The following is a 19,110-nucleotide window of genomic DNA, read 5'->3' as shown; positions in this document are numbered from 1 at the left end:
GCCGGGACCCATAACCACAGGCCGGGGTTTGGCGAAGACTCGTCGTTCGGTACGTCTACCATCCGCAAACGACAGATTCCGCGGTATGGGTCCTGGCTTTCGCCAGGACGACGTGGTGGAGACAGCGCGCCTTCGCCAGAAACCGCGCGGCACGGCGGCTGGAGCGGCAGATCGGCCGCTGATCCGCGGCCAGTTCAACCTGCCATGCAAATTCGATCGGCTGCTATTCCACGGGAATAGGCCCGGCCGGTGCGCCGCACAGGTTGACGTCTGCCCCTTCAGCCAGTTGGATGCGCGCGCACACAGGGGCCTCTCATGACTTTTTCCAGCATCTTTGCGCAGTTCGTCGCGCTGCTCGGCGGCATCGCGCTGCAATGGCGCAAGCTCTCGGGCACGGAGCCCGCACCGGCCTGGGGTCAGACGCCCGCCATTCCCGAGGCGAAACCGCAGGGCGCGATCCCGACGTTGAAGATGCCGACCGCGCGCGGCTGGAGCGAGGGCCAGAAGCCGACCGTCGCGCCGGGGCTCAAGGTCAACGCGTTCGCCACCGGCCTCGACCATCCGCGCTGGATCGAGGTGCTGCCCAATGGCGATGTGCTGATCGCGGAAGCGACGCAGATCGCAGGCCCTCCGCGCAGCGTGTTTCACTACGCGATGCAGGCGACGATGCGGCGCGCCGCCGCGCTCGGCGTTTCCGCCAACCGCATCACGCTGCTGCGCGACAAGGACGGCGACGGCGTCGCCGAAGTTCGCGGCGCCTTCATGGAAAACCTCAGCCAGCCCTTCGGCATGGCGCTGGTCGGCGACACCTTCTATGTCGGCAACACCGACGGCGTGATGGCCTTCCCCTATGTCGCCAATGCCGACCGCATCACCGCGCAGGGCAAGCGGCTCACCACGTTCAAGCCGAGCGGCCACTGGACGCGCAGCCTGCTCGCCAGCCCCGACGGCAAGAAGCTCTATGCCGGCGTCGGCTCGCTCAGCAACATCGCCGAGATGGGCATGGAGGTCGAGGAAGGCCGCGCCGCGGTGTACGAGCTCGACCTCGTCGCCGGCACGCATCGCATCTTCGGCGCCGGCCTGCGCAACCCGGTGGGCCTTGCCTGGGAGCCGAACACGAACGTGCTCTGGACCGTCGTCAACGAGCGCGACGGCCTCGGCGACGAGACGCCGCCGGACTATCTCACCTCGGTGCGCGACGGCGGCTTCTATGGCTGGCCCTATTGCTACTGGGGCAAGACGGTGGACGACCGCGTGCCGCAGGATCCGGCGATGGTCGCCAAGGCGCTTCAACCGGACTATGCGCTCGGCGGCCACACCGCTTCGCTCGGCCTGTGCTGGGTGCCCGCCGGCACGCTGCCGGGCTTCCCCGACGGCATGGCGATCGGCCAGCACGGCTCGTGGAATCGCAGCACGCTCTCCGGATACAAGCTGGTGTTCATCCCGTTCGAGAACGGAAAACCCTCCGGCCCGGCGCGCGACATCCTGTCGGGCTTCCTGGCGCCGGACGAGAAGGAATCCTACGGCCGCCCGGTTGGCGTCGTGATCGGCCCCGACAAGAAGTCGCTGCTGATGGCCGACGACGTCGGCAACGTGATCTGGCGCGTGACGGGGGCGTAAGGGTTACGTCCCCACACACAACGTGGCTCGCTGCTTGCGCAGCAGCGCGATCACGGAGAGAGCCGTAATCAGCCCCGTCTTGGGATTTTCCGACGGGATGTTCTCGATCGACATCGAGAAGCGCGCCGAATCCGCCTCGACCTCGATGCGGTGAACGTTGCGCGTCACGGTCGGATCGGCCCAGATCTGCACCGAGGTGCGATCAGGCCCGACGCCCGCGAGCGACAGCGCCACCGCGACGTTGAGATTGGCGGGAAAGCCTTTTGCGGCCTCGCGCGCGGTACCCTCGAACAGCTTCAGCGGCTCGCGCAGATTGTCGATTTCGATGTTGTTCTGGACGATAAAGGGCGCGCCCTTCAGCCCGTCGATCGGCTTGCGCGTGACCATCTTCACCGAATGTATGGTGCCGATGGCAGCGGCGTTGACGGCGTCGAGCCCGATCAGCGCGCCGGTCGGCACGATGATGCGGCCGCCATTGGCACGGGCAAGATCGACCAGATCAAAATTGTCGAGCAACCCGCCGACGCTGACGACGACCGCGGCCTTGCCGCGCTTCACTGCCGGCTCGACGATCGCGCGCAGCTGGCTGCTCGGTGCGCATTCGACGACGATGTCGGCGGCCTCACCGAGCTGGTCGATCGGCAAAACCTGCGGCGGGCGACGCAGGCCGTTGAGGAATGCCTGATGCTTGGCGGGATTGCGCACGGCGACGGCGGACAGTGTCAGCCCCTCGACGCCCTGATCGAGCGCGGTCGCGATCTTGGTGCCGATCGAGCCCAGGCCTGCGATGGCCACCCGCAATTCGCGCGAAGCTTTCTGATCCGTCATCACCTTCCACCTTCTATCCACGTCAATGTCATAGTCCCTCAGGCCTCGCGCGCATAGCTGCGCAGGCGCGCCTCGAGCACCGCCAGCATGGCATCGCGGGCCGGATCGCGCGAGCCGCGCAGCCAGGCCGCCGCAAGCGGCAGCCGGCCGACCGGGCCGCTCTGCTTCGGCCTGAGCGGCACGAAGCGCACGCCTGACACGGCCATGCGCGTGGTCCAGCGCGGCACGATCGCGACCCCGAGCTTCGTTGCCACCAGCTGGATGATGGTCTGCTTCTCGTCGGCGACCTGCACGATGCGCGGCGTCAATCCGGCCTGTTCGAACAGCTTGATCGTGAGGTCATGGCTGTGCGGCCGCGAGCGGCGGTCCGGCACCAGCATGGCCTCGTCGGCGATCTGCGCCAGCGTGACCGACTTGCGATCCGCGAGCGCATGGCGCTGGGGGAACGCCACGATGGCGGTCTCCCGGAGCAGATCGCGGAATTCGAGCCGCTTGTCGGCGCGGTCGGGCGGACGGACGAAGGCAAGATCGAGCGCTCCCGTCAGGATCTTGGGCAGCAGCCGGACGGTCTTGTCCTCCAGAAGCTGCACCGCGATGTCAGGATGCCTGTCGCGGAAATCGCGCAGCAGCGGCGGCAGCAATCCCGCCGCCGCGCTGTCGATGGCACCGACCCGCAGCCGCCGCGCGGCCCCCGCGCGCGAGCGGTTGCGTAAGTTATTCTCGACCGCCTCGACCTTGGCGAGGATGGCACGGGCATCGCGCAACAGCGTGGCGCCGTCCTCGGTGAGCGACACCGCGCGCGTGGTCCGCGCGAACAGCCGCGTGCCCAGATCCTCTTCCAGCAGCCTGATCTGGCGCCCGAGCGCGGACGGCAGCATCTGGAGCTGCTGCGCCGCATGGCCGAAATGCAGCTGCTCGGCCGCCGCCACGAAGCATCGCAACTGATGCAATTCCATCCCGGATCCCCTCGCCCCGTGCGCTTCACCCAGCGAGGATTATATCATTTTTTTGTATAAACCAGTGCCGATTGAGTATGCCTCCTCCCCCCGCCTACGCTCATGGCCGGCGTAGACCTCCGGGTCCGCCTCACAACAACAATCGGAACTCGAGGGAGGCCAGGGTGGCGAGCGAGATTCAGACGCGCGTGCTGCGCAAGATCACCTGGCGCATCGTTCCCTTCATCATGCTGCTCTACTTCGTGGCCTTCATCGACCGCGTCAATATCGGCTTCGCCTCGCTGACGATGAACAAGGACATCGGCCTGTCGCCCGCGGTCTACGGCTTCGGCGCCGGCATCTTCTTCTGGGGCTATTTCCTGTTCGAGGTGCCCTCCAACATCATTCTGCACAAGATCGGCGCGCGGATCTGGATCGCACGGGTGATGATCACCTGGGGCCTCGTGTCGGCGGCAATGGCGTTCGTGCAAGGGCCGACCGGCTTCTACATCCTGCGCTTCCTGCTCGGCGTCGCCGAAGCCGGCTTCTTTCCCGGCATCATCCTCTACCTCTCCTACTGGTTCCCGGCGCGCCAGCGCGCGGCGGTGACCGCGCTGTTCATGGCGGCAGCGCCGCTCTCCACCGTGCTGGGATCGCCGATATCGGGCGCGCTGCTGGAGATGGACGGCCTGCTCGGCTTCAAGGGCTGGCAATGGCTGTTCGTGCTGGAGGCGCTGCCGGCCGTGCTGCTCGGCTTCGTCGTGCTGGGCTTCTTGACCGACCGCCCCGAGAAAGCGAAATGGCTCGCTGATGACGAGCGACGCTGGCTGATTGAGACCATGAACGCGGAGACCACCAGCAAGGCCGCAACCGCGGGCCACAGCATCTGGCGCGGGCTTGCCGATCCGCGTGTGCTGGCGCTGGCGCTGATCTATTTCGGCACCTCGGCCGGCCTCTACACGCTCGGCGTCTGGGCGCCGCAGATCATCAAGCAGTTCGGCCTGTCCTCGCTCCAGGTCGGCTTCCTCAACGCACTGCCGGCAACCGCCGCGGTGGTCGCCATGATCCTGTGGGCACGACACTCGGACCGCACCGGCGAGCGCACCTGGCACGTCGTGTGGGCCTGCCTGATCGCCGCGGCCGGGCTCGCCTATGCCGGCCTTGCGACCGGCGTCGTCGCCGTGCTGGTTGCGCTTGCGCTCGTCAACATCGGCATCTCCTCGGCAAAACCGCCGCTCTGGAGCATGCCGACGCTGTTCCTGTCCGGCCCTGCGGCCGCAGCAGGGATCGCCACCATCAACTCGATCGGCAATCTTGGCGGCTTCGTCGGGCCTGCCATGATCGGCTGGATCAAGGACCAGACCGGCAGTTTTGTCGGTGGACTCTATTTCGTCAGCGGCCTTCTCGTTCTCTCCGCGGTCCTGACCCTGCTATTGTCACGTGCGCAGTCCGCGCCCGTCGAACCCGTCCCGCAATCCCACTGACATCTCAAACGGAGCATCTTCATGCGCACCCATTCGATCGCAGCAATTCCGGCCGACGGGATCGGCCCCGAAGTCATCTCGGCCGGCATCCGCGTGCTGGAGGCGCTGGCCAAGCGCAGCGGCGACCTCGCGTTCAACGTCAAGACCTTCGATTGGGGCTCGGACTATTACAAGAAGCACGGCGTGATGATGCCGGCCGACGGCCTCACGGAGCTGAAGAAGTTCGACGCGATCTATTTCGGCGCGGTCGGCGCGCCCGACGTGCCCGATCACATCACGCTGTGGGGCCTGCGGCTGCCGATCTGCCAGGGCTTTGACCAATACGCCAATGTGCGGCCGACCAAGATCCTGCCGGGCGTCGCCTCGCCGCTGCGCAATGTCGGCGTCGGCGATCTCGACTGGGTGATCGTGCGCGAGAACTCCGAAGGCGAATATGCCGGCATGGGCGGCCGCGCCCACAAGGGCCTGCCCGAAGAAGTCGGCACTGAAGTTGCGGTCTTCACCCGCGTCGGCGTGACGCGGATCATGCGCTACGCGTTCCAGCTCGCGCAATCGCGTCCGCGCAAATTCCTGACCGTCGTGACCAAGTCGAACGCGCAGCGCCATGGCATGGTGATGTGGGACGAGATCGCAGCCGAGGTTGCGACCGAATTCCCCGACGTCACCTGGGACAAGATGCTGGTCGACGCCATGACGGTGCGCATGACGCTGCATCCGAAGAGCCTCGACACCATCGTCGCGACCAACCTGCACGCCGACATCCTCTCCGATCTTGCCGGCGCGCTGGCGGGCAGCCTCGGCGTCGCGCCGACCGGCAACATCGATCCGCAGCGCCGCTTCCCCTCGATGTTCGAGCCGATCCACGGCTCGGCCTTCGACATCACCGGCAAGGGCATCGCCAACCCGGTCGCGACCTTCTGGACCGGCGCGCAGATGCTCGAGCATCTCGGCGAGAAGGACGCCGCGGTGCGGCTGATGACGGCCGTCGAACGCGTCTGCGCCGCCGGCGTGCTGACGCCCGATGTCGGCGGCAAGGCGACGACCAAGGAGGTGACGGATGCCGTGATCGACGCGATCCACGGGTCGAACGTATAGTGGGTTTGGCCGCACCGGCGCGGCGATCATGATGGCTCCGACGGCGATGCCGGCGGCGCCGGGCGCTTGACCTTGATCGCAGGCACGCCCCCTCCCTCCGCGAGGCGCGGGAGGGTCCAAAATTTTTAGCCCCCCTCTTGAAACCAAAACTACGCTTTTTTATTTTTTCGTTGCCGCCGAGAGGTGGCGTCCCCGACGCCTCATGGGTCGGGAACGACTGAGACGGGCACCGGTCGTGTCCGGTGCCGCTCGTATCCATTTTGCTCCTTGGAGGATTTGGCTATGCGCACTTACGACTTCTCTCCTCTGTGGCGTTCGACCATTGGTTTCGATCGCCTTTTTGACCTCGTTGAAACGGCACAGCGCGCCGGCGAGGACAATTATCCGCCCTACAACATCGAACGCGTCAGCGAGGATCGCTACCAGATTTCGCTCGCGATCGCGGGCTTTTCGCCAGACGAGGTCTCCGTGACTGCCGAGCAGAACGCGGTGATCGTCGAGGGAAACAAGGCCGACAAGGCCGAACGCGAATATCTCTACCGGGGCATTTCCGCGCGGCCCTTCAAGCGGCAGTTCAACCTGGCCGACTATGTTCAGGTGCAGAGCGCCGCGTTCGAGAACGGTCTGCTCAAGATCGAACTGATCCGGGAGATTCCTGAGGCGATGAAGCCGCGGCGAATTGCCATTAATGCCGCGCCGTCCGGCACCGTGCATCAGCTCGAAGGCAGAGCCGCCTGATTGTCGGTGGTCGAAGACCTGGTGATCCCGCCCGATCGTCGGGCGGGATCGACCGCGGCCTTCGACCGCGCACCCCAATGCAAACAGAGGTTTTAGCGAAAGGAGAAGGAGGACCTCTCATGATCGATCATGCTGACAACATCATCGACCTGAACGCGATATTGCACCCCGGCTCTGTCTATGCTCGTCCCCGCGACGTCGTCGAGGATCCGGCTCTGTCGATCGGCGAGAAGCGAGCGATCCTCGCGTCCTGGGCTTCAGACGCTGCCAGCGTCGCCTCAAACCCGGCGCTCAGAGAACTGCCGGGCTCGAACCAGCCCGTCACCATCGACGAGATTCTGGAAGCGCTCGCGATGCTGGACCACCATCCAAAGGGTCCTCCGGGCGGCAAGCCGGTCCGCACGCGGTCCATCTTGCGAACCGGTCTCGCAGCCTAGGCAACGACCGCTCAAGGGGGATTGCGATGATGATTGATGAAGAGCTGGCCTTGTTGCGCGCACACCGCAACAACATCGGCCGCTACCAACGGTTGCTCAAGACCGAACTAACGGAGGTCGAGCGGCGGTTCATCGAGAGGCGCCTGTCCGAGGAGCGTCGCGCGATCGAAAAGCTCGCAGCCTCTGCGTTTCCTCTCACCCTTCGAACTCCAAAGATGACGATCGGGAAGGCAACCCTGTTCATGACGCAAGCTGACACGGCGAATTGAAATGCCCGATAACCTCCCGACCTTCGAAATGTTCTTGAGGAGATACGGCCGAAGGACATGGCGCTGGCGTGTCTGCACGACCGAAGGACACCTCGTCATGCACGGGTCCGAAAGCAGCCGGCCTGCGGCGAAATATGCGGCCGCAAGGGCATTGTTTCTGATGCTTCTCGCCGCGCCCTATCGACCGGCGAGCCAAGCTTCCGCCGTGGCGCGCTCCTCCATGGCGACACCAGCACCGAGATGGCTGCCGCGGCAGCAGATGCGCGAATGACACGACGAGGTACGGAGTGACGCTCGGCGTCAGGCCATGTCCGTTCCGGCGATCTCCGCTGCTAACCGCTTACCGCCGCGCCGGCGGCGGCGCCGCCATCGCTGCCGTCGGCTCGGGCGGCGTCAGATGGCGCGGGACGATGATGGACTGGCCGGGCGTGAGGGTCGCGTTCTCTGCAAGCGAGTTGCTCTGCGCGATCGACCACAGCGGCACGCGATTGGCTGCGGCGATGCTCTCCATGGTGTCGCCGCGGCGTACCGGCACCCGCATGCCGGAGTCCCACAATTCCACCAGGGTATTCGCCGGCACGAGATAGCGCAGCGGCACGGCATCGGCATGGGGCTGCGCGGGGATACGCGGCAGCTGCGTCACCATCTCGACGATCTGGCGATGGATGTCGTCGGACTTCTCGATGTTGATATGCGAGACGCGGCTGTTCTCCTTGAGATCGTAGCTCGCGTAATGGCCGCGATAGCCGGGCACGGCCACGACATCGCCGCCGCCGAGCACGCTGTCGGACAGGAAGATATTGATGAAGCGCTCGACATTGAGCGGCACGTCGCCGGTCGCATGCGCGGGATCGATGGCGATGACGAGGCTGATCGGGATGTTTTCCTTGGCCGCCATCTCGGAGATGACGATCGAGCACAGCCCGCCCATGGAGTGACCGATCAGCACGATCGGCGCCGGGCTCTCCTTGTAGCTGGTGATGGCGCGATCGCCGATCCATCGGCAGATGGTGAATTCGTAGACGTCGGCGGAGAAGCCGGCCTTGGTCAGCTTCTCGCTGAGCCGGTCCATGCCGGTCGAGAAGAACGGCCCCATGGCGCCGCGGAACAGGTAGATTTTTGGCGGCGGCAGCGGTTCGGCCGGCGGAGGTGGCGGCGGAGCGACGGGTGCGACCGCGGCGGGCTTTGACTTCGCGGGCGAGGCAACGGCCGCGCCGGTGCTCAAGGCGAGCAGCGCAACCGCTGCCAGCACGAAGATTCGCCTTGGATCAAGCATCAGTCGAGCAGTCCCACCACGGGAGGCCGCAGCCTCCCCCTGGGGCTTAGTGACCACCGATTGGGTGGAATTTGGGGCACGGAACCACGGAAATTGTCGCATCCCGCGGGGCCATGAGCGGCCGCGATGCGCACGCCGAGCCGGACGCAGATCCTCGGCGAACGTGCCCAGCCTGGGCTGCGCCGCAGGTTGCGCTGCCGTCGGTCAGTGCCTGCTCTTGAGCCGGCTGCGGTGCGCAGCCTGCTTGGCCCGGTTGCCGCAGATCGCCATCGAGCACCATCGTCGCGCGCGTCTGCGGGTGTGATCGGCGAACAGCATCGTGCAGTTATGGCCCTCGCACGCCTTCACGTGTGAAAAGTCCTCGTCGCAGACGAATTTCGCCAGCGCTTCGCCGACCGGCAAGAGCAGGGATTCGGGCGATCGCCAGTGCCGCATTCTTTGCAGCGCAAGCCCGCCCTCACCCTGGCGTCGCGCGATCTGTCGGAACGAGTCGTCGCGCGCCAGGAGGCTGTTCAGCGGACCGAGCTCCTGCAGCGCCTTCACGGTGAGCGGCCGGCCTGCATGCTCAACCACAAAGCCGCGAAACCACTCGCGCAAGGCGCGGGCCTGGTCCGCGACCTTGTCCAGCTCGCCAGGCAAGGCACGCGCCTTCATCGCATCGAGCTCGTCGACTGCAACGAGCCTCGCCTGAGCGAGCCAGTCGATCAGCCCATCGCCATCGTCGATCCAATCAACGGGCGTATCGACCGGCGTGGCGATCGAATTGAGAAAATCGAGGCCAAGCGAGTCGGCGACGAACATGGCGGGCGGTCTACGTGACATGTGGGCTCCCCAGCCAAAACGGAACATTCCCCACATAACCTGTCAAATTGGCATTGACAAGTTACGCATGACAAACATAACCTAAATAACGCTGTTTTATAGGTTACTCAGGAGGCGGCGATGGCTATGGCTGGAGGCAGTGTGACGGCGGTCCTGGCTCACGGGGCGTGGGCGGATGGATCGAGCTGGGCACGGGTCATCACCGCGCTCGAGGCCGAGGGGATCAAGGCGCACGCGGCGCCGCTTCCACTGACCTTCCTTGCCGACGATGTCGCGGCACTCAACCGGAGCCTCGATCGCATCGAAGGCCCGGTCGTGATTGCCGGGCACGCCTATGCCGGCGCCGTCATCGCACTTGCGCGTCCGGCGCGCGTGAAGGCGCTGGTCTATGTCGCAGCCCTTGCGTCCGAGGAGGGAGAGAAGGTTGCCGACGTGTTCTATCGCCTTGTCCCCCACCCGCAGGCGCCAAAGCTTGCTCCCGATGACAATGGCCTGATCTGGTTGCCTGAGGATGCCTTTGCAGCGGCCTTCGCACAGAACGCTTCAGCGCAGGATCACACTGTGCTGGCATCCGTGCAGCGGCCTATCTCGCTGAATTGCATAACGGTCCCGGCCGGCCGCCCGCTGTGGAAGGACATTCCGACCTGGTACCTGATCGCCGAGCAGGACCGCATGATCGTGCCCGAGACACAGCGCTTCATGGCGGAACGCATGAAGGCGAATATCCGAACGCTCGCCGTCGATCACACGCCCAGCGTCACGGCACCCGCGGCTGTTGCCCATATCATTCGCGACGCGGTCCGCGCCGTGAGCGGCAATTAGCGCGTCCGGCGTCCAGCAAACCCACTCACGTCAACAACATCACTTGAACATCACTTGCCAGGAACGGAGACTGCCATGACCTCTACCCGATATCGCACCGCCGACGTCGACGGATTCAAGGTCTTCTATCGCGAGGCCGGGCCTTCGGGGGCGCCGAAGCTTCTGCTCCTGCACGGTTTCCCCAGCGCCGGCCACATGTTCCGCGACTTGATCCCGCTGCTTGCGGACAAGTTTCACATCGTGGCCCCGGACCTTCCCGGCTTCGGCCAGTCCGACATGCCCGCGCGCGAAACATTCAATTACACATTCGACAATATCGCGCGTGTGATCGAGCGGTTCACCGAAGTGATCGGCTTCGATCGCTTCGCCGTTTATGTCTTCGACTACGGCGCGCCGACCGGTTTCCGGCTCGCGTTGCGCCATCCTGAGCGGATCACGGCGATCATCTCGCAGAATGGCAACGCCTATGAGGATGGCCTCAGCGACGGCTGGACTCCGATCAAGGGCTATTGGCAGGATCCGTCGCCGGCCAACCGCGACGCGCTGCGCGCTTTCCTCGTGCCGGAGGCGACACGCTGGCAGTACACCCATGGCGTCCCTGATGCGACCATGGTGTCGCCAGACGGCCAGAACCTCGACAACTTCTACCTGGCGCGTCCGGGCTCCGACGATATCCAGCTCGATCTGTTCGGCGACTACAAGAGCAATGTCGCGCTCTATCCGTCATTCCAGGAGTATTTTCGCAAGCACAAGCCGCCGTTCCTCGCGGTCTGGGGCAAGAACGATCCGTTCTTCATTCCGCCCGGCGCCGAAGCGTTCAAGCGCGACAATCCCAACGCCGTCGTGCAGTTCTTCGACACCGGTCATTTTGCGCTGGAAACGCATGCAGGCGAGATCGCGGATGCCATTCGCGCCTTCATGAGATGACGAGGGAGCGCGGGATGACGCACACACGCTCACTGCCGCCCCTCGAGATCTCTGCGCTTGCCGGAAAGGTCGCTGCGCGACGGACAGCAGCCCGTCGCGCAAACTCGCCTTAGTTCCTGGCCGGCGCCGTCGCTGCCGCCGAGCGCGCCTGCCTGGGTGCGCCGGGTTCGGCAACCGGCGCCGGGGCGCGCGAGCGCATGATCGCGGCGTCGATCTCGGCGATGACGCGGCGCTGGATCGCCTCGTTCTTGTCGATCGAGATGTGGCCGACGCCGGTGCCGCGCACGTCGACATTGTCGAGCTTGCCGCGCAGGCCGGCCGCGGCCCGCACCGGCTCACCGGGACCATCGCCGATATAGATGTTGATGTAGCGTTCAGCGCCGGTCGAGAGCTTGGTCTTGAACACGGAATCGAGGCCGATCGCGAGCTTCACGGGCACGCCGAGCTGGTTGAGCTTGGCGATCATGTCCGGCAGCGCGGTCGCGCCCGAGGAATGGCCGACCAGGACGATGGTCTTGATGCGGCCGGCCTTGTAGGCGGTCGCGGCCTCATCGGCGAGCGAGGACCAGGACACGAAATTGGCAACCGTGACGGGAATGCCCTGCGCCTGGAGCCGGGAGCCGATCGTGTCGAGCCCGAGCGAGAAGATGTTGAGCACGCCACGGAGCAGGTAGACGTGGGTGGTCGCGGCCGCGGCCTGGCTCGTCGGCGCCGCCTTCGCGGTGGTCGGGCTCATGGCAACAGCTGACAGCAGGAGCAGGCACATCGCCCACACACGGATGGCGGGCAACTGGCTGGCGCCGGCGGTGTGACGGCCGTTCGGTCTCATCGATGGATTCCCTGGGGACAATACGCTTTGCGATCGGGCGGAATCGTAGCCATGGCCCGCTCGCAGACGCAACAAAGAGCCGCGTGAGCGACAATCTTAGCCGCAGGCCGTGACCATCGCGCAACACTTGCCCGGAACCTGCCACCGAAGGGCCTGTTTTGAGACCATTTTTCTCCAGCCAATTGCGACCCGGCAAGGCCATTCCTATGTCAGGGCACCCGCTGACCTGCCCGCCCGGGCGGGTTCCAGCCTCCCTTCCCCATCCTGCCGGCCATCATGTCATCCATCATTTCCGTCGCCAATCTGTCGAAGACCTATGGGTCCGGCTTCAAGGCGCTCAAGAACGTCAATCTCGATATCAAGCGCGGCGAGATCTTCGCGCTGCTCGGGCCCAATGGCGCCGGCAAGACCACCCTGATCTCGATCATCTGCGGCATCGCCAATCCGAGCGAGGGCAAGGTCCTCGTTGGCGGCGAGGACATCCAGACCTCCTACCGCAAGGCGCGCTCGCTGATCGGCCTCGTGCCGCAGGAACTCCACACCGACGCCTTCGAAAGCGTCTGGGCGACCGTGAGCTTCTCCCGCGGCCTGTTCGGCAAGCCGAAGAACCCTGATCATGTCGAGAAGGTGCTCAAGGACCTCTCGCTGTGGGACAAGAAGGACAGCAAGATCATCACGCTCTCCGGCGGCATGAAGCGCCGCGTGATGATCGCCAAGGCGCTCTCGCACGAGCCGCAGATCCTGTTCCTGGACGAGCCCACCGCCGGCGTCGACGTCGAGCTGCGCAAGGGCATGTGGGAGGTGGTGCGCACCCTGCAGCAGTCCGGCGTCACCATCATCCTCACCACGCACTACATCGAGGAAGCCGAGGAGATGGCCGACCGCATCGGCGTCATCAACAAGGGCGAGATCGTGCTGGTCGAGGACAAGGCGACCTTGATGCAGAAGCTCGGCAAGAAGCGGCTGACGCTGCATTTGCAGAACAAGATCACCTCGCTGCCGGAGAGCCTTGGCCATTACGAGCTCGACCTCTGCGATTCCGGCGCGACGCTGGTCTACGACTACGACACCAAGGGCGAGCGCACCGGCATCACCAGCCTGCTCAGCGACCTGCGCACCGCCGGCATCCGCTTCAACGATCTCGACACGACGCAATCGTCGCTCGAGGACATCTTCGTCGATCTCGTGAGGACGTCATGAATCACCGCGCCATCCGCGCCATCTATCTGTTCGAAATGGCGCGCACCTGGCGCACGCTGCTGCAAAGCATCGTCTCGCCGGTGGTCTCCACCTCGCTCTATTTCGTGGTGTTCGGCGCCGCGATCGGCTCGCGCATCAGCCAGGTCGAGGGCGTCAGCTACGGCACCTTCATCGTGCCGGGCCTGATCATGCTCTCAGTGCTGACGCAGAGCATCGCCAACGCCTCGTTCGGCATCTACTTCCCGAAATTCACCGGCACGATCTACGAGATCCTGTCGGCGCCGATCTCCTATTTCGAGATCGTGCTCGGCTATGTCGGCGCCGCCGCGACCAAGTCGATCATCCTCGGCCTGATCATCCTCGCCACCGCCGGGCTTTTCGTTCCGTTGCATATTCACCATCCGGTCTGGATGCTGACCTTCCTGGTGCTGACGGCGGTGACGTTCAGCCTGTTCGGCTTCATCATCGGCATCTGGGCCGACGGGTTCGAGAAGCTGCAGATGATCCCGATGCTGGTGGTGACGCCGCTGACCTTCCTCGGCGGCAGCTTCTATTCCATCGACATGCTGCCGCCCACCTGGCGCACGGTGGCGCTACTCAACCCGGTCGTCTATCTGATCTCCGGCTTCCGCTGGAGCTTCTACGAGATTGCGGACGTGAGCGTCTCCGTCAGCATCGGCATGACGACGGCGTTCCTGGTGATCTGCCTGGCCACGATCTGGTGGATTTTCCGCACCGGGTACCGGCTGAAGAATTGACCCTTGCCGTCATTCCGGGGCGCGCGAAGCACGAGCCCGGAATCCATCGTGCGACAGGGTTGGTGGATGAATGGATTCTCTGATGCGCAATTGCGCATCAAAGCTCGCGACTTCGTCGCGCTCCGGAATGACCAGCGGCTATCGATAGCAATGGAAACGGTGATAGCCGTCATAATACCCACGGCAGTGACGGTAGTGACGGTGGGGAATGCCGAGCACGCCCTCGACCGCGCCCACGGCGCCGCCGACACCGGCGCCGACCGCGCCTCCGACCACACCGCCCACCGGGCCGGCAATGCGGTTGCCTTCATGGGCGCCTTCCTGGGCACCGCGCACGATGCCCTGGGCATGGCCAGCTTGCGGCAGCGATAACAGTGCGAGCAGGATGGCGGCGGCTGCGAAAAGCAGGCGGACAGGTAAGGCGGCCGGCAATGGCGCAGCGGCGATACGGACTTTGCTCATCTTCGATCCCAAGGGAAATACACGAGGTAAACGGCGGCGAAAACCGCCTGTCAGGCAGGCCATCATCAACGCCCTGAGCGGCCAAATGGTTGCGCCTTTGTGACGAATTGTCGGCGTCGTGAACGCACTTCCGCTCGCGAAAATGTCAATGCCGCCAGAGCCAGCGCGGCACAAAGCGGCCTTGCTTACGCCGGGCATCACGTTAACGATGGCTGGGCCGGCTGCTGGAACGAAAGCCGGATTGCAGGCATAGTGCACGCCGGGGGACGGAGAGCCGCGGCGCTTGCGTGAACAGGCCGGAGGCCAGAACTCAAATGCGTTTTCAGATGCGTTCGTTTTTTATTGCTTTCACATCCCTGCTGCTTTTGAGCGCGGGCACCGCGCAGGCCAAGGTCGAAATCACCGTCGACAAGGACAATCAGCAGATGACCGTCGCCGTCGACGGCGTCGCGCGCTATCGCTGGCCGGTGTCGACGGGCATTCCCTCGCGCGAGACGCCGAGCGGAGCGTTCCGCGCCTTCCGCATGGAAGAGGATCACTACTCCAAGGAATTCGACGACGCGCCGATGCCGCACGCGATCTTCTTCACCAAGATCGGGCACGCCATCCACGGCACGGACTCGGTCGGCCGTCTCGGCGCGCCGGCATCCCATGGCTGCGTGCGGCTGTCGCGCCAGAACGCATCGACGCTCTATGCGCTGGTGCAACAACAGGGCGTGCTCAACACCACGGTGACGCTGACCGGCTCGGCGCAGGTGGCGCTGGCGCGCAATCCGCGCGGCCGCACCAACAATGCGGTGGCCCGCGCCCCGCAGCCTGCCGAAGAGCAATACGCCACATCAGGCGATCCCGTGAGCCTGGCGCCGCCGGCGCAGCCCGCCCCCCGCTACATGCCGCAGGACGACAACTACATCTACCCGGCCGACGGCAGCGACACCGGCACGCGCTATCCGGCGCCGCGTTCGGCCAGCCGCCCGCTCTATGACGCGCAGGTTTATCATCAGCCGGCGCAGCAATATTACAATCAGGGCTACGGCCAGCAGGGCTATTATCAGCCGCAGCCCCGGCAGTACTACCAGCCGCGCGGCTACTACTATCAGAACTAATGTGGTGGCCGTCCGCCGTCGCCATCAACGGCCCCTCGCCGGTCAGCACGAACACCCGATCGCCATTCGAGGCACCATGTCATCACGTGCCACGACCGTTCTGACTTTGCTCTGGGTTTTGATGGCGGGACCGGCCATGGCCTTCGATATCGAGGCGCATCGCGGCGGCCGGGCGCTGTTGCCGGAAAACACCCTGCCGGCCTTCGCCAACGCACTGTCGATGGGCGTGGATACGCTGGAGCTCGACGTCGGCGTGACCGCCGATGGCGAGGTCATCATCTCGCATGAACGCGGGCTCAATCCCGATCTCGCACGGGACGCGAACGGTGCCTATGTCGCTCCGCCAGGTACGCCCTTCGTAAAACTGCGGCTCGAAGAGATCGGGAGCTATGACGTCGGCCAGATCCGTCCGGACAGTTCTTACGCCAGGCAATTCCCCGAGCAGCGCGCCGTGCCGGGGACACGCATTCCGACCTTGAGGCAGCTGTTCGCACTGGTGCGCAAGTCCGGCAACGATCGCGTGCGCTTCAACATCGAGACCAAGATCGATCCGAACCGCCCGGACGAATCCCTCGACCCGCAAGGCTTTGTCGCCAAACTGCTCGGGCTGATCGAGGCCGAGAAGTTTTCCGAGCGCGTCATGATCCAGTCGTTCGACTGGAGGACCCTGCAGCTCGTCCAGCGGCAGGCCCCGAACATTCCGACCGTGTACCTGACGCTCCAGCGCGGCTCGGGCCAGACCATCGCGCTGGACAAGGCCACCAGCTGGACGGCGGGTTTCAGTCCGGCCGATCACGGCGGCTCGCTGCCGCGCACCATCAAGGCTGCGGGCGGCGCGATCTGGTCGCCCTATTTCGGCGACGTGACTGCGGCACTCGTCTCGGAGGCTCACGGGCTCGGGCTGCGCGTCGTGGTCTGGACGGTCAACAAGCCTGAGGACATGGCGCGCATGATCGAGATCGGCGTCGACGGGATCATCTCGGATAGGCCCGACCTGTTGCGGCAGGTGGCGGGCGAGAGGGGAATTGCGCTGCCGGCGGGGACGCCGGTGGCGCCGTAGTTCTCCGATAAACGCTCTATCCACGTAGCCCGGATGGAGCGCAGCGCAATCCGGGACCAGTGCCCACCACACGAGAGCGGCCCCGGATTACGCTTCGCTCCATCCGGGCTACGAAGTTGCGAAGCAGCCCTACTCCCCATCCCTCAAACGCCGATACAGCGCGCCGAGGATGTTGGAATAATCGTCGGTCCAGACCCGCACCCTGTCGTCGGCTTCGGTCTGCTCCCAGACCTTGGACGAGGCGATCTTGCCGACGTCGGCGTCCTCGCGCGCGGAGATGACGACGTCGGTCGAGAAGATGTAATCGCCATCCCGCCCGGAATCCTCGTTGAAGACCCAGCTCTTGAGATCGTTGGCATCGGCGATGCCGACCACGACGGTTTCGAGATCGAGATGCCGGTTGGAGACGTGCATCACCACGGCGCCCTGGGGCGCGAGCTTGTCCTTGTAGATCTTCATCGCCTCCTCGGTCGCAAGATGGATCGGGATCGCATCCGACGAATAGGCATCGACGATGATCAAGTCATAGGCGCCGTCCGGCTCCTTCGCGAAGGTCAGGCGGGCATCCCCGATCACCGGCTTCAGGTCCGGCAGGCAACTCGAGATGTAGCGGAAATTCTTGGGGTCGCGCGCCGCGTCGACCATCGACTGGTCGATCTCGAAGAATTTCCAGCTCTCCCCGGGCTCGGCGGCGCAGGCCAGCGTGCCCGATCCGACGCCGATCGCGGCGACCTTCAGCGGCGCGCCCTTGCGCTCGCGGAGCGCGGTGATGGCCTGACCGATGCCGCCGTCCTTGTGATAGTAGGTGATCGGCTCGGGTCGGCCGGTGACCGGCGTGCCGTCATTGTTGCGGAAGCGCTCGGCGCCGTGGATCGTGGTGCCGTGCATCAGCACATGGAAATAGCCGCCGGGCGTCTCCACGATCTTGTGGACGCCGAAGAAGCTGCGCACGGTGGTGACGCGGCCCTCGTCCGCCGGATAGACACGGATCAACACCAGCGCGAGCGCAACCGTGGCAAAGATCTTCCAGCGGCCGGCATTGAGCGCCAGCGTCAGCAACGCAGCGAGCACGCCGACGGAGCCGGCGACCCAGACGCGGTGATCCTCGAACCAGGTCGAGAGGCTGCCTGTGGTGTAGGACGGCGCAACGAGCGCGACCGCGAGCGCGGCGAGCGCCAGCCAGTACCATTTGACGATGCCGGCAAGACGCTCGTTGGCGGACGGGCGGCACAGCGCCGCGAGCGCGATCAGGATCGGATATTCGGCGATCCACGAGAAGGTGAATGGAGCAACGAGGCCAGCAAAGAGGCCGCCGACCATGCCGCCGAACGACAGCGCGACATAGAAGCCGGTGAGATATTTAGCGGCCGGCCGGGTCCGCGCCAATTCGCCGTGACAGGCCATGGCGATGACGAAGAAGCACAATTGATGACCGCCGAGCGTCAGCAGCAGATTCTGTTCGCCGCCGAAGGCCAGCAGGAAGACCACGCCCGCGATCGCGACCGGCTGGAGCATCAGCATCCATTTATGCGGCAGCAGCGGCCGCGACTGGAACACCACCACCCAGGTGAGCAAATACAGCGACAACGGCAGCACCCACAGAAGCGGCGCCGCCGCGACGTCGGTGGAGATGTGCGCGGTGACGGCGATGAGCAGGCCCGACGGCACCGCGGCGAGGAAGATCCAGCGCAGCCGCGTCACGAGGCCGGGGGCCGGCGCATTGATCTCCTCGGTTCGTGCATCGACCACCGGCAGTTTTGGCGAGCGCAACAACAGCACGCCGCAGGCGGCGATCAGGACGATCAGGAGGGCATAGCCACCGGTCCAGAAGCGGTTCTGCGTGTGCAGCGTGAACACCGGTTCCAGCAGGAACGGATAGGACAACAGAGCGAGAAAGCTGCCGATGTTGGAGGACGCATAGAGGAAATAGGGATCGTGCCCGGCGGGATGGCCGGTGCGGACGAACCAGGCTTGCAGCAGCGGATTGTTGGCGGCGAGCGCGAAGAACGGCAGCCCGATCGAGACCACGAACAGGCCGAGCAGCCAGACCGCATAGCCCGACGCGGGCGGCTCGCCATAGGCGGTGGCAATGCCGAGCGGCAGCGTCGCGAAGGCCAGGACCAACAAAACCAGATGCACCACCACCGGAACGATCCGGTTCCTCACCTGCATCAAGAGATGCGCATAGGCGTAGCCGGCCAGCAGCAGCGACTGGAAGAACACCATCGCGACCGACCACACCGCCGGCGAGCCGCCGAGCCGCGGCAGCACCATCTTCGTGAACAGCGGCTGCACCGAGAACAGGAGCAGCGCGCTGACGAAGATCGCAGCGGTGTAGACCGCCAGCAACAGCCGGTTGCGCGACGACGACGGCTGCTCCGTGGCGGCGGGTTGCACGATCGAATCCATGGAATCTCCGGCTAAATTCCGGCGGGCGCCGGG

The 19,110-nt window shown here is 65.1% G+C and carries 19 protein-coding genes; 12 read left to right on the top strand and 7 right to left on the bottom strand.

All coding sequences use genetic code 11. From position 1 onward, the window contains the following. Nucleotides 1-315: 315 nt before the first annotated feature. Complete coding sequence (locus A3M7_RS0115170) at nucleotides 316-1,620, top strand: sorbosone dehydrogenase family protein (protein WP_027544700.1); 1,305 nt, start codon at nucleotides 316-318, stop codon at nucleotides 1,618-1,620. 3 nt (nucleotides 1,621-1,623) lie between these two features. Here A3M7_RS0115170 and A3M7_RS0115165 read toward each other — a convergent pair whose 3' ends face one another. Next, entirely contained in the window at nucleotides 1,624-2,448 is an 825-nt protein-coding gene (locus tag A3M7_RS0115165; protein WP_027544699.1) for an aspartate dehydrogenase, read from the bottom strand. A gap of 38 nt (nucleotides 2,449-2,486) precedes the next feature. Next, the gene (locus A3M7_RS0115160; protein WP_027544698.1) at nucleotides 2,487-3,404 is read right to left on the bottom strand and encodes a LysR family transcriptional regulator; all 918 of its coding nucleotides are present in this window, start codon (nucleotides 3,402-3,404) and stop codon (nucleotides 2,487-2,489) included. A gap of 164 nt (nucleotides 3,405-3,568) precedes the next feature. Here A3M7_RS0115160 and A3M7_RS0115155 point away from each other — a divergent pair, with 164 nt between their 5' ends. The 5 genes from A3M7_RS0115155 (at nucleotide 3,569) to A3M7_RS0115135 (ending at nucleotide 7,406) form a co-directional block, all read left to right on the top strand. Further along, a complete protein-coding gene (locus A3M7_RS0115155; RefSeq protein ID WP_027544697.1) occupies nucleotides 3,569-4,867 on the top strand; it encodes an MFS transporter in 1,299 nt (432 codons plus the stop codon). A 21-nt stretch (nucleotides 4,868-4,888) separates the two neighbouring features. Beyond that, a complete protein-coding gene (locus A3M7_RS0115150) occupies nucleotides 4,889-5,962 on the top strand; it encodes a tartrate dehydrogenase (RefSeq protein WP_027544696.1) in 1,074 nt (357 codons plus the stop codon). 282 nt (nucleotides 5,963-6,244) lie between these two features. Next, nucleotides 6,245-6,700 carry an Hsp20 family protein gene (locus tag A3M7_RS0115145; protein WP_011089311.1) on the top strand — a complete coding sequence of 152 codons (456 nt, stop codon included), beginning with the start codon at nucleotides 6,245-6,247 and terminating at the stop codon, nucleotides 6,698-6,700. A 119-nt stretch (nucleotides 6,701-6,819) separates the two neighbouring features. Beyond that, nucleotides 6,820-7,137: a hypothetical protein gene (locus A3M7_RS0115140; protein ID WP_027544695.1), complete on the top strand. Its 318-nt coding sequence runs from the start codon at nucleotides 6,820-6,822 to the stop codon at nucleotides 7,135-7,137. Between the two features lie 26 nt (nucleotides 7,138-7,163). Next, nucleotides 7,164-7,406, top strand: coding sequence for a hypothetical protein (locus A3M7_RS0115135; RefSeq protein WP_027544694.1), 243 nt, complete (start codon nucleotides 7,164-7,166; stop codon nucleotides 7,404-7,406). 340 nt (nucleotides 7,407-7,746) lie between these two features. On the opposite strand, the gene A3M7_RS0115130 is transcribed toward A3M7_RS0115135, so the two are convergent. Continuing rightward, on the bottom strand, nucleotides 7,747-8,682 hold the full coding sequence (locus A3M7_RS0115130) for a LysM peptidoglycan-binding domain-containing protein (protein ID WP_027544693.1): 936 nt from the start codon (nucleotides 8,680-8,682) through the stop codon (nucleotides 7,747-7,749). Between the two features lie 204 nt (nucleotides 8,683-8,886). Then, a complete protein-coding gene (locus tag A3M7_RS0115125; protein WP_027544692.1) occupies nucleotides 8,887-9,504 on the bottom strand; it encodes an ABATE domain-containing protein in 618 nt (205 codons plus the stop codon). Nucleotides 9,505-9,624: 120 nt separating this feature from the next. Here A3M7_RS0115125 and A3M7_RS0115120 point away from each other — a divergent pair, with 120 nt between their 5' ends. Then, nucleotides 9,625-10,326, top strand: coding sequence for an alpha/beta fold hydrolase (locus A3M7_RS0115120; RefSeq protein WP_371090189.1), 702 nt, complete (start codon nucleotides 9,625-9,627; stop codon nucleotides 10,324-10,326). Nucleotides 10,327-10,401: 75 nt separating this feature from the next. Continuing rightward, nucleotides 10,402-11,253, top strand: a complete 852-nt coding sequence (locus A3M7_RS0115115) for an alpha/beta fold hydrolase (RefSeq protein WP_027544690.1) — start codon at nucleotides 10,402-10,404, stop codon at nucleotides 11,251-11,253. A gap of 109 nt (nucleotides 11,254-11,362) precedes the next feature. Here the strand turns inward: A3M7_RS0115115 and A3M7_RS0115110 are convergent, their stop codons facing one another. Beyond that, the gene (locus A3M7_RS0115110) at nucleotides 11,363-12,082 is read right to left on the bottom strand and encodes a hypothetical protein (protein WP_027544689.1); all 720 of its coding nucleotides are present in this window, start codon (nucleotides 12,080-12,082) and stop codon (nucleotides 11,363-11,365) included. 276 nt (nucleotides 12,083-12,358) lie between these two features. Here A3M7_RS0115110 and A3M7_RS0115105 point away from each other — a divergent pair, with 276 nt between their 5' ends. Continuing rightward, nucleotides 12,359-13,282: an ABC transporter ATP-binding protein gene (locus tag A3M7_RS0115105; protein ID WP_027544688.1), complete on the top strand. Its 924-nt coding sequence runs from the start codon at nucleotides 12,359-12,361 to the stop codon at nucleotides 13,280-13,282. Beyond that, nucleotides 13,279-14,040: an ABC transporter permease gene (locus A3M7_RS0115100; protein ID WP_027544687.1), complete on the top strand. Its 762-nt coding sequence runs from the start codon at nucleotides 13,279-13,281 to the stop codon at nucleotides 14,038-14,040. Before A3M7_RS0115105 ends, A3M7_RS0115100 begins: the two co-directional genes overlap by 4 nt. Before the next feature lie 138 nt (nucleotides 14,041-14,178). Here the strand turns inward: A3M7_RS0115100 and A3M7_RS46550 are convergent, their stop codons facing one another. Continuing rightward, on the bottom strand, nucleotides 14,179-14,502 hold the full coding sequence (locus tag A3M7_RS46550; RefSeq protein ID WP_084302189.1) for a hypothetical protein: 324 nt from the start codon (nucleotides 14,500-14,502) through the stop codon (nucleotides 14,179-14,181). Nucleotides 14,503-14,828: 326 nt separating this feature from the next. Between A3M7_RS46550 and A3M7_RS0115090 the strand changes: the two genes are divergently transcribed. Both A3M7_RS0115090 and A3M7_RS0115085 read left to right on the top strand, forming a co-directional pair. Continuing rightward, entirely contained in the window at nucleotides 14,829-15,608 is a 780-nt protein-coding gene (locus tag A3M7_RS0115090; RefSeq protein ID WP_049823430.1) for a L,D-transpeptidase, read from the top strand. Nucleotides 15,609-15,684: 76 nt separating this feature from the next. Further along, entirely contained in the window at nucleotides 15,685-16,668 is a 984-nt protein-coding gene (locus A3M7_RS0115085) for a glycerophosphodiester phosphodiesterase (RefSeq protein WP_027544684.1), read from the top strand. A 129-nt stretch (nucleotides 16,669-16,797) separates the two neighbouring features. Here the strand turns inward: A3M7_RS0115085 and A3M7_RS0115080 are convergent, their stop codons facing one another. Beyond that, nucleotides 16,798-19,077, bottom strand: a complete 2,280-nt coding sequence (locus tag A3M7_RS0115080) for a spermidine synthase (RefSeq protein WP_027544683.1) — start codon at nucleotides 19,075-19,077, stop codon at nucleotides 16,798-16,800. Between the last annotated feature and the right edge of the window lie 33 nt (nucleotides 19,078-19,110).

It is taken from the genome of Bradyrhizobium sp. WSM2254, from assembly GCF_000472645.1.
GTDB lineage: Bacteria > Pseudomonadota > Alphaproteobacteria > Rhizobiales > Xanthobacteraceae > Bradyrhizobium > Bradyrhizobium niftali.
This window is presented reverse-complemented; position numbering and strand designations above follow the sequence as displayed.

What these genes read in the sequence shown, in the direction of transcription:
- A3M7_RS0115170 (WP_027544700.1), top strand. Translation starts at nt 316, where the DNA reads ATGACTTTTTCCAGCATCTTTGCGCAGTTCGTCGCGCTGCTCGGCGGC.
- A3M7_RS0115165 (WP_027544699.1), bottom strand. Translation starts at nt 2,448, where the DNA reads ATGACGGATCAGAAAGCTTCGCGCGAATTGCGGGTGGCCATCGCAGGC.
- A3M7_RS0115160 (WP_027544698.1), bottom strand. Translation starts at nt 3,404, where the DNA reads ATGGAATTGCATCAGTTGCGATGCTTCGTGGCGGCGGCCGAGCAGCTG.
- A3M7_RS0115150 (WP_027544696.1), top strand. Translation starts at nt 4,889, where the DNA reads ATGCGCACCCATTCGATCGCAGCAATTCCGGCCGACGGGATCGGCCCC.
- A3M7_RS0115145 (WP_011089311.1), top strand. Translation starts at nt 6,245, where the DNA reads ATGCGCACTTACGACTTCTCTCCTCTGTGGCGTTCGACCATTGGTTTC.
- A3M7_RS0115140 (WP_027544695.1), top strand. Translation starts at nt 6,820, where the DNA reads ATGATCGATCATGCTGACAACATCATCGACCTGAACGCGATATTGCAC.
- A3M7_RS0115135 (WP_027544694.1), top strand. Translation starts at nt 7,164, where the DNA reads ATGATGATTGATGAAGAGCTGGCCTTGTTGCGCGCACACCGCAACAAC.
- A3M7_RS0115130 (WP_027544693.1), bottom strand. Translation starts at nt 8,682, where the DNA reads ATGCTTGATCCAAGGCGAATCTTCGTGCTGGCAGCGGTTGCGCTGCTC.
- A3M7_RS0115125 (WP_027544692.1), bottom strand. Translation starts at nt 9,504, where the DNA reads ATGTCACGTAGACCGCCCGCCATGTTCGTCGCCGACTCGCTTGGCCTC.
- A3M7_RS0115120 (WP_371090189.1), top strand. Translation starts at nt 9,625, where the DNA reads ATGGCTATGGCTGGAGGCAGTGTGACGGCGGTCCTGGCTCACGGGGCG.
- A3M7_RS0115115 (WP_027544690.1), top strand. Translation starts at nt 10,402, where the DNA reads ATGACCTCTACCCGATATCGCACCGCCGACGTCGACGGATTCAAGGTC.
- A3M7_RS0115110 (WP_027544689.1), bottom strand. Translation starts at nt 12,082, where the DNA reads ATGAGACCGAACGGCCGTCACACCGCCGGCGCCAGCCAGTTGCCCGCC.
- A3M7_RS0115105 (WP_027544688.1), top strand. Translation starts at nt 12,359, where the DNA reads ATGTCATCCATCATTTCCGTCGCCAATCTGTCGAAGACCTATGGGTCC.
- A3M7_RS0115100 (WP_027544687.1), top strand. Translation starts at nt 13,279, where the DNA reads ATGAATCACCGCGCCATCCGCGCCATCTATCTGTTCGAAATGGCGCGC.
- A3M7_RS46550 (WP_084302189.1), bottom strand. Translation starts at nt 14,502, where the DNA reads ATGAGCAAAGTCCGTATCGCCGCTGCGCCATTGCCGGCCGCCTTACCT.
- A3M7_RS0115090 (WP_049823430.1), top strand. Translation starts at nt 14,829, where the DNA reads ATGCGTTCGTTTTTTATTGCTTTCACATCCCTGCTGCTTTTGAGCGCG.
- A3M7_RS0115085 (WP_027544684.1), top strand. Translation starts at nt 15,685, where the DNA reads ATGTCATCACGTGCCACGACCGTTCTGACTTTGCTCTGGGTTTTGATG.
- A3M7_RS0115080 (WP_027544683.1), bottom strand. Translation starts at nt 19,077, where the DNA reads ATGGATTCGATCGTGCAACCCGCCGCCACGGAGCAGCCGTCGTCGTCG.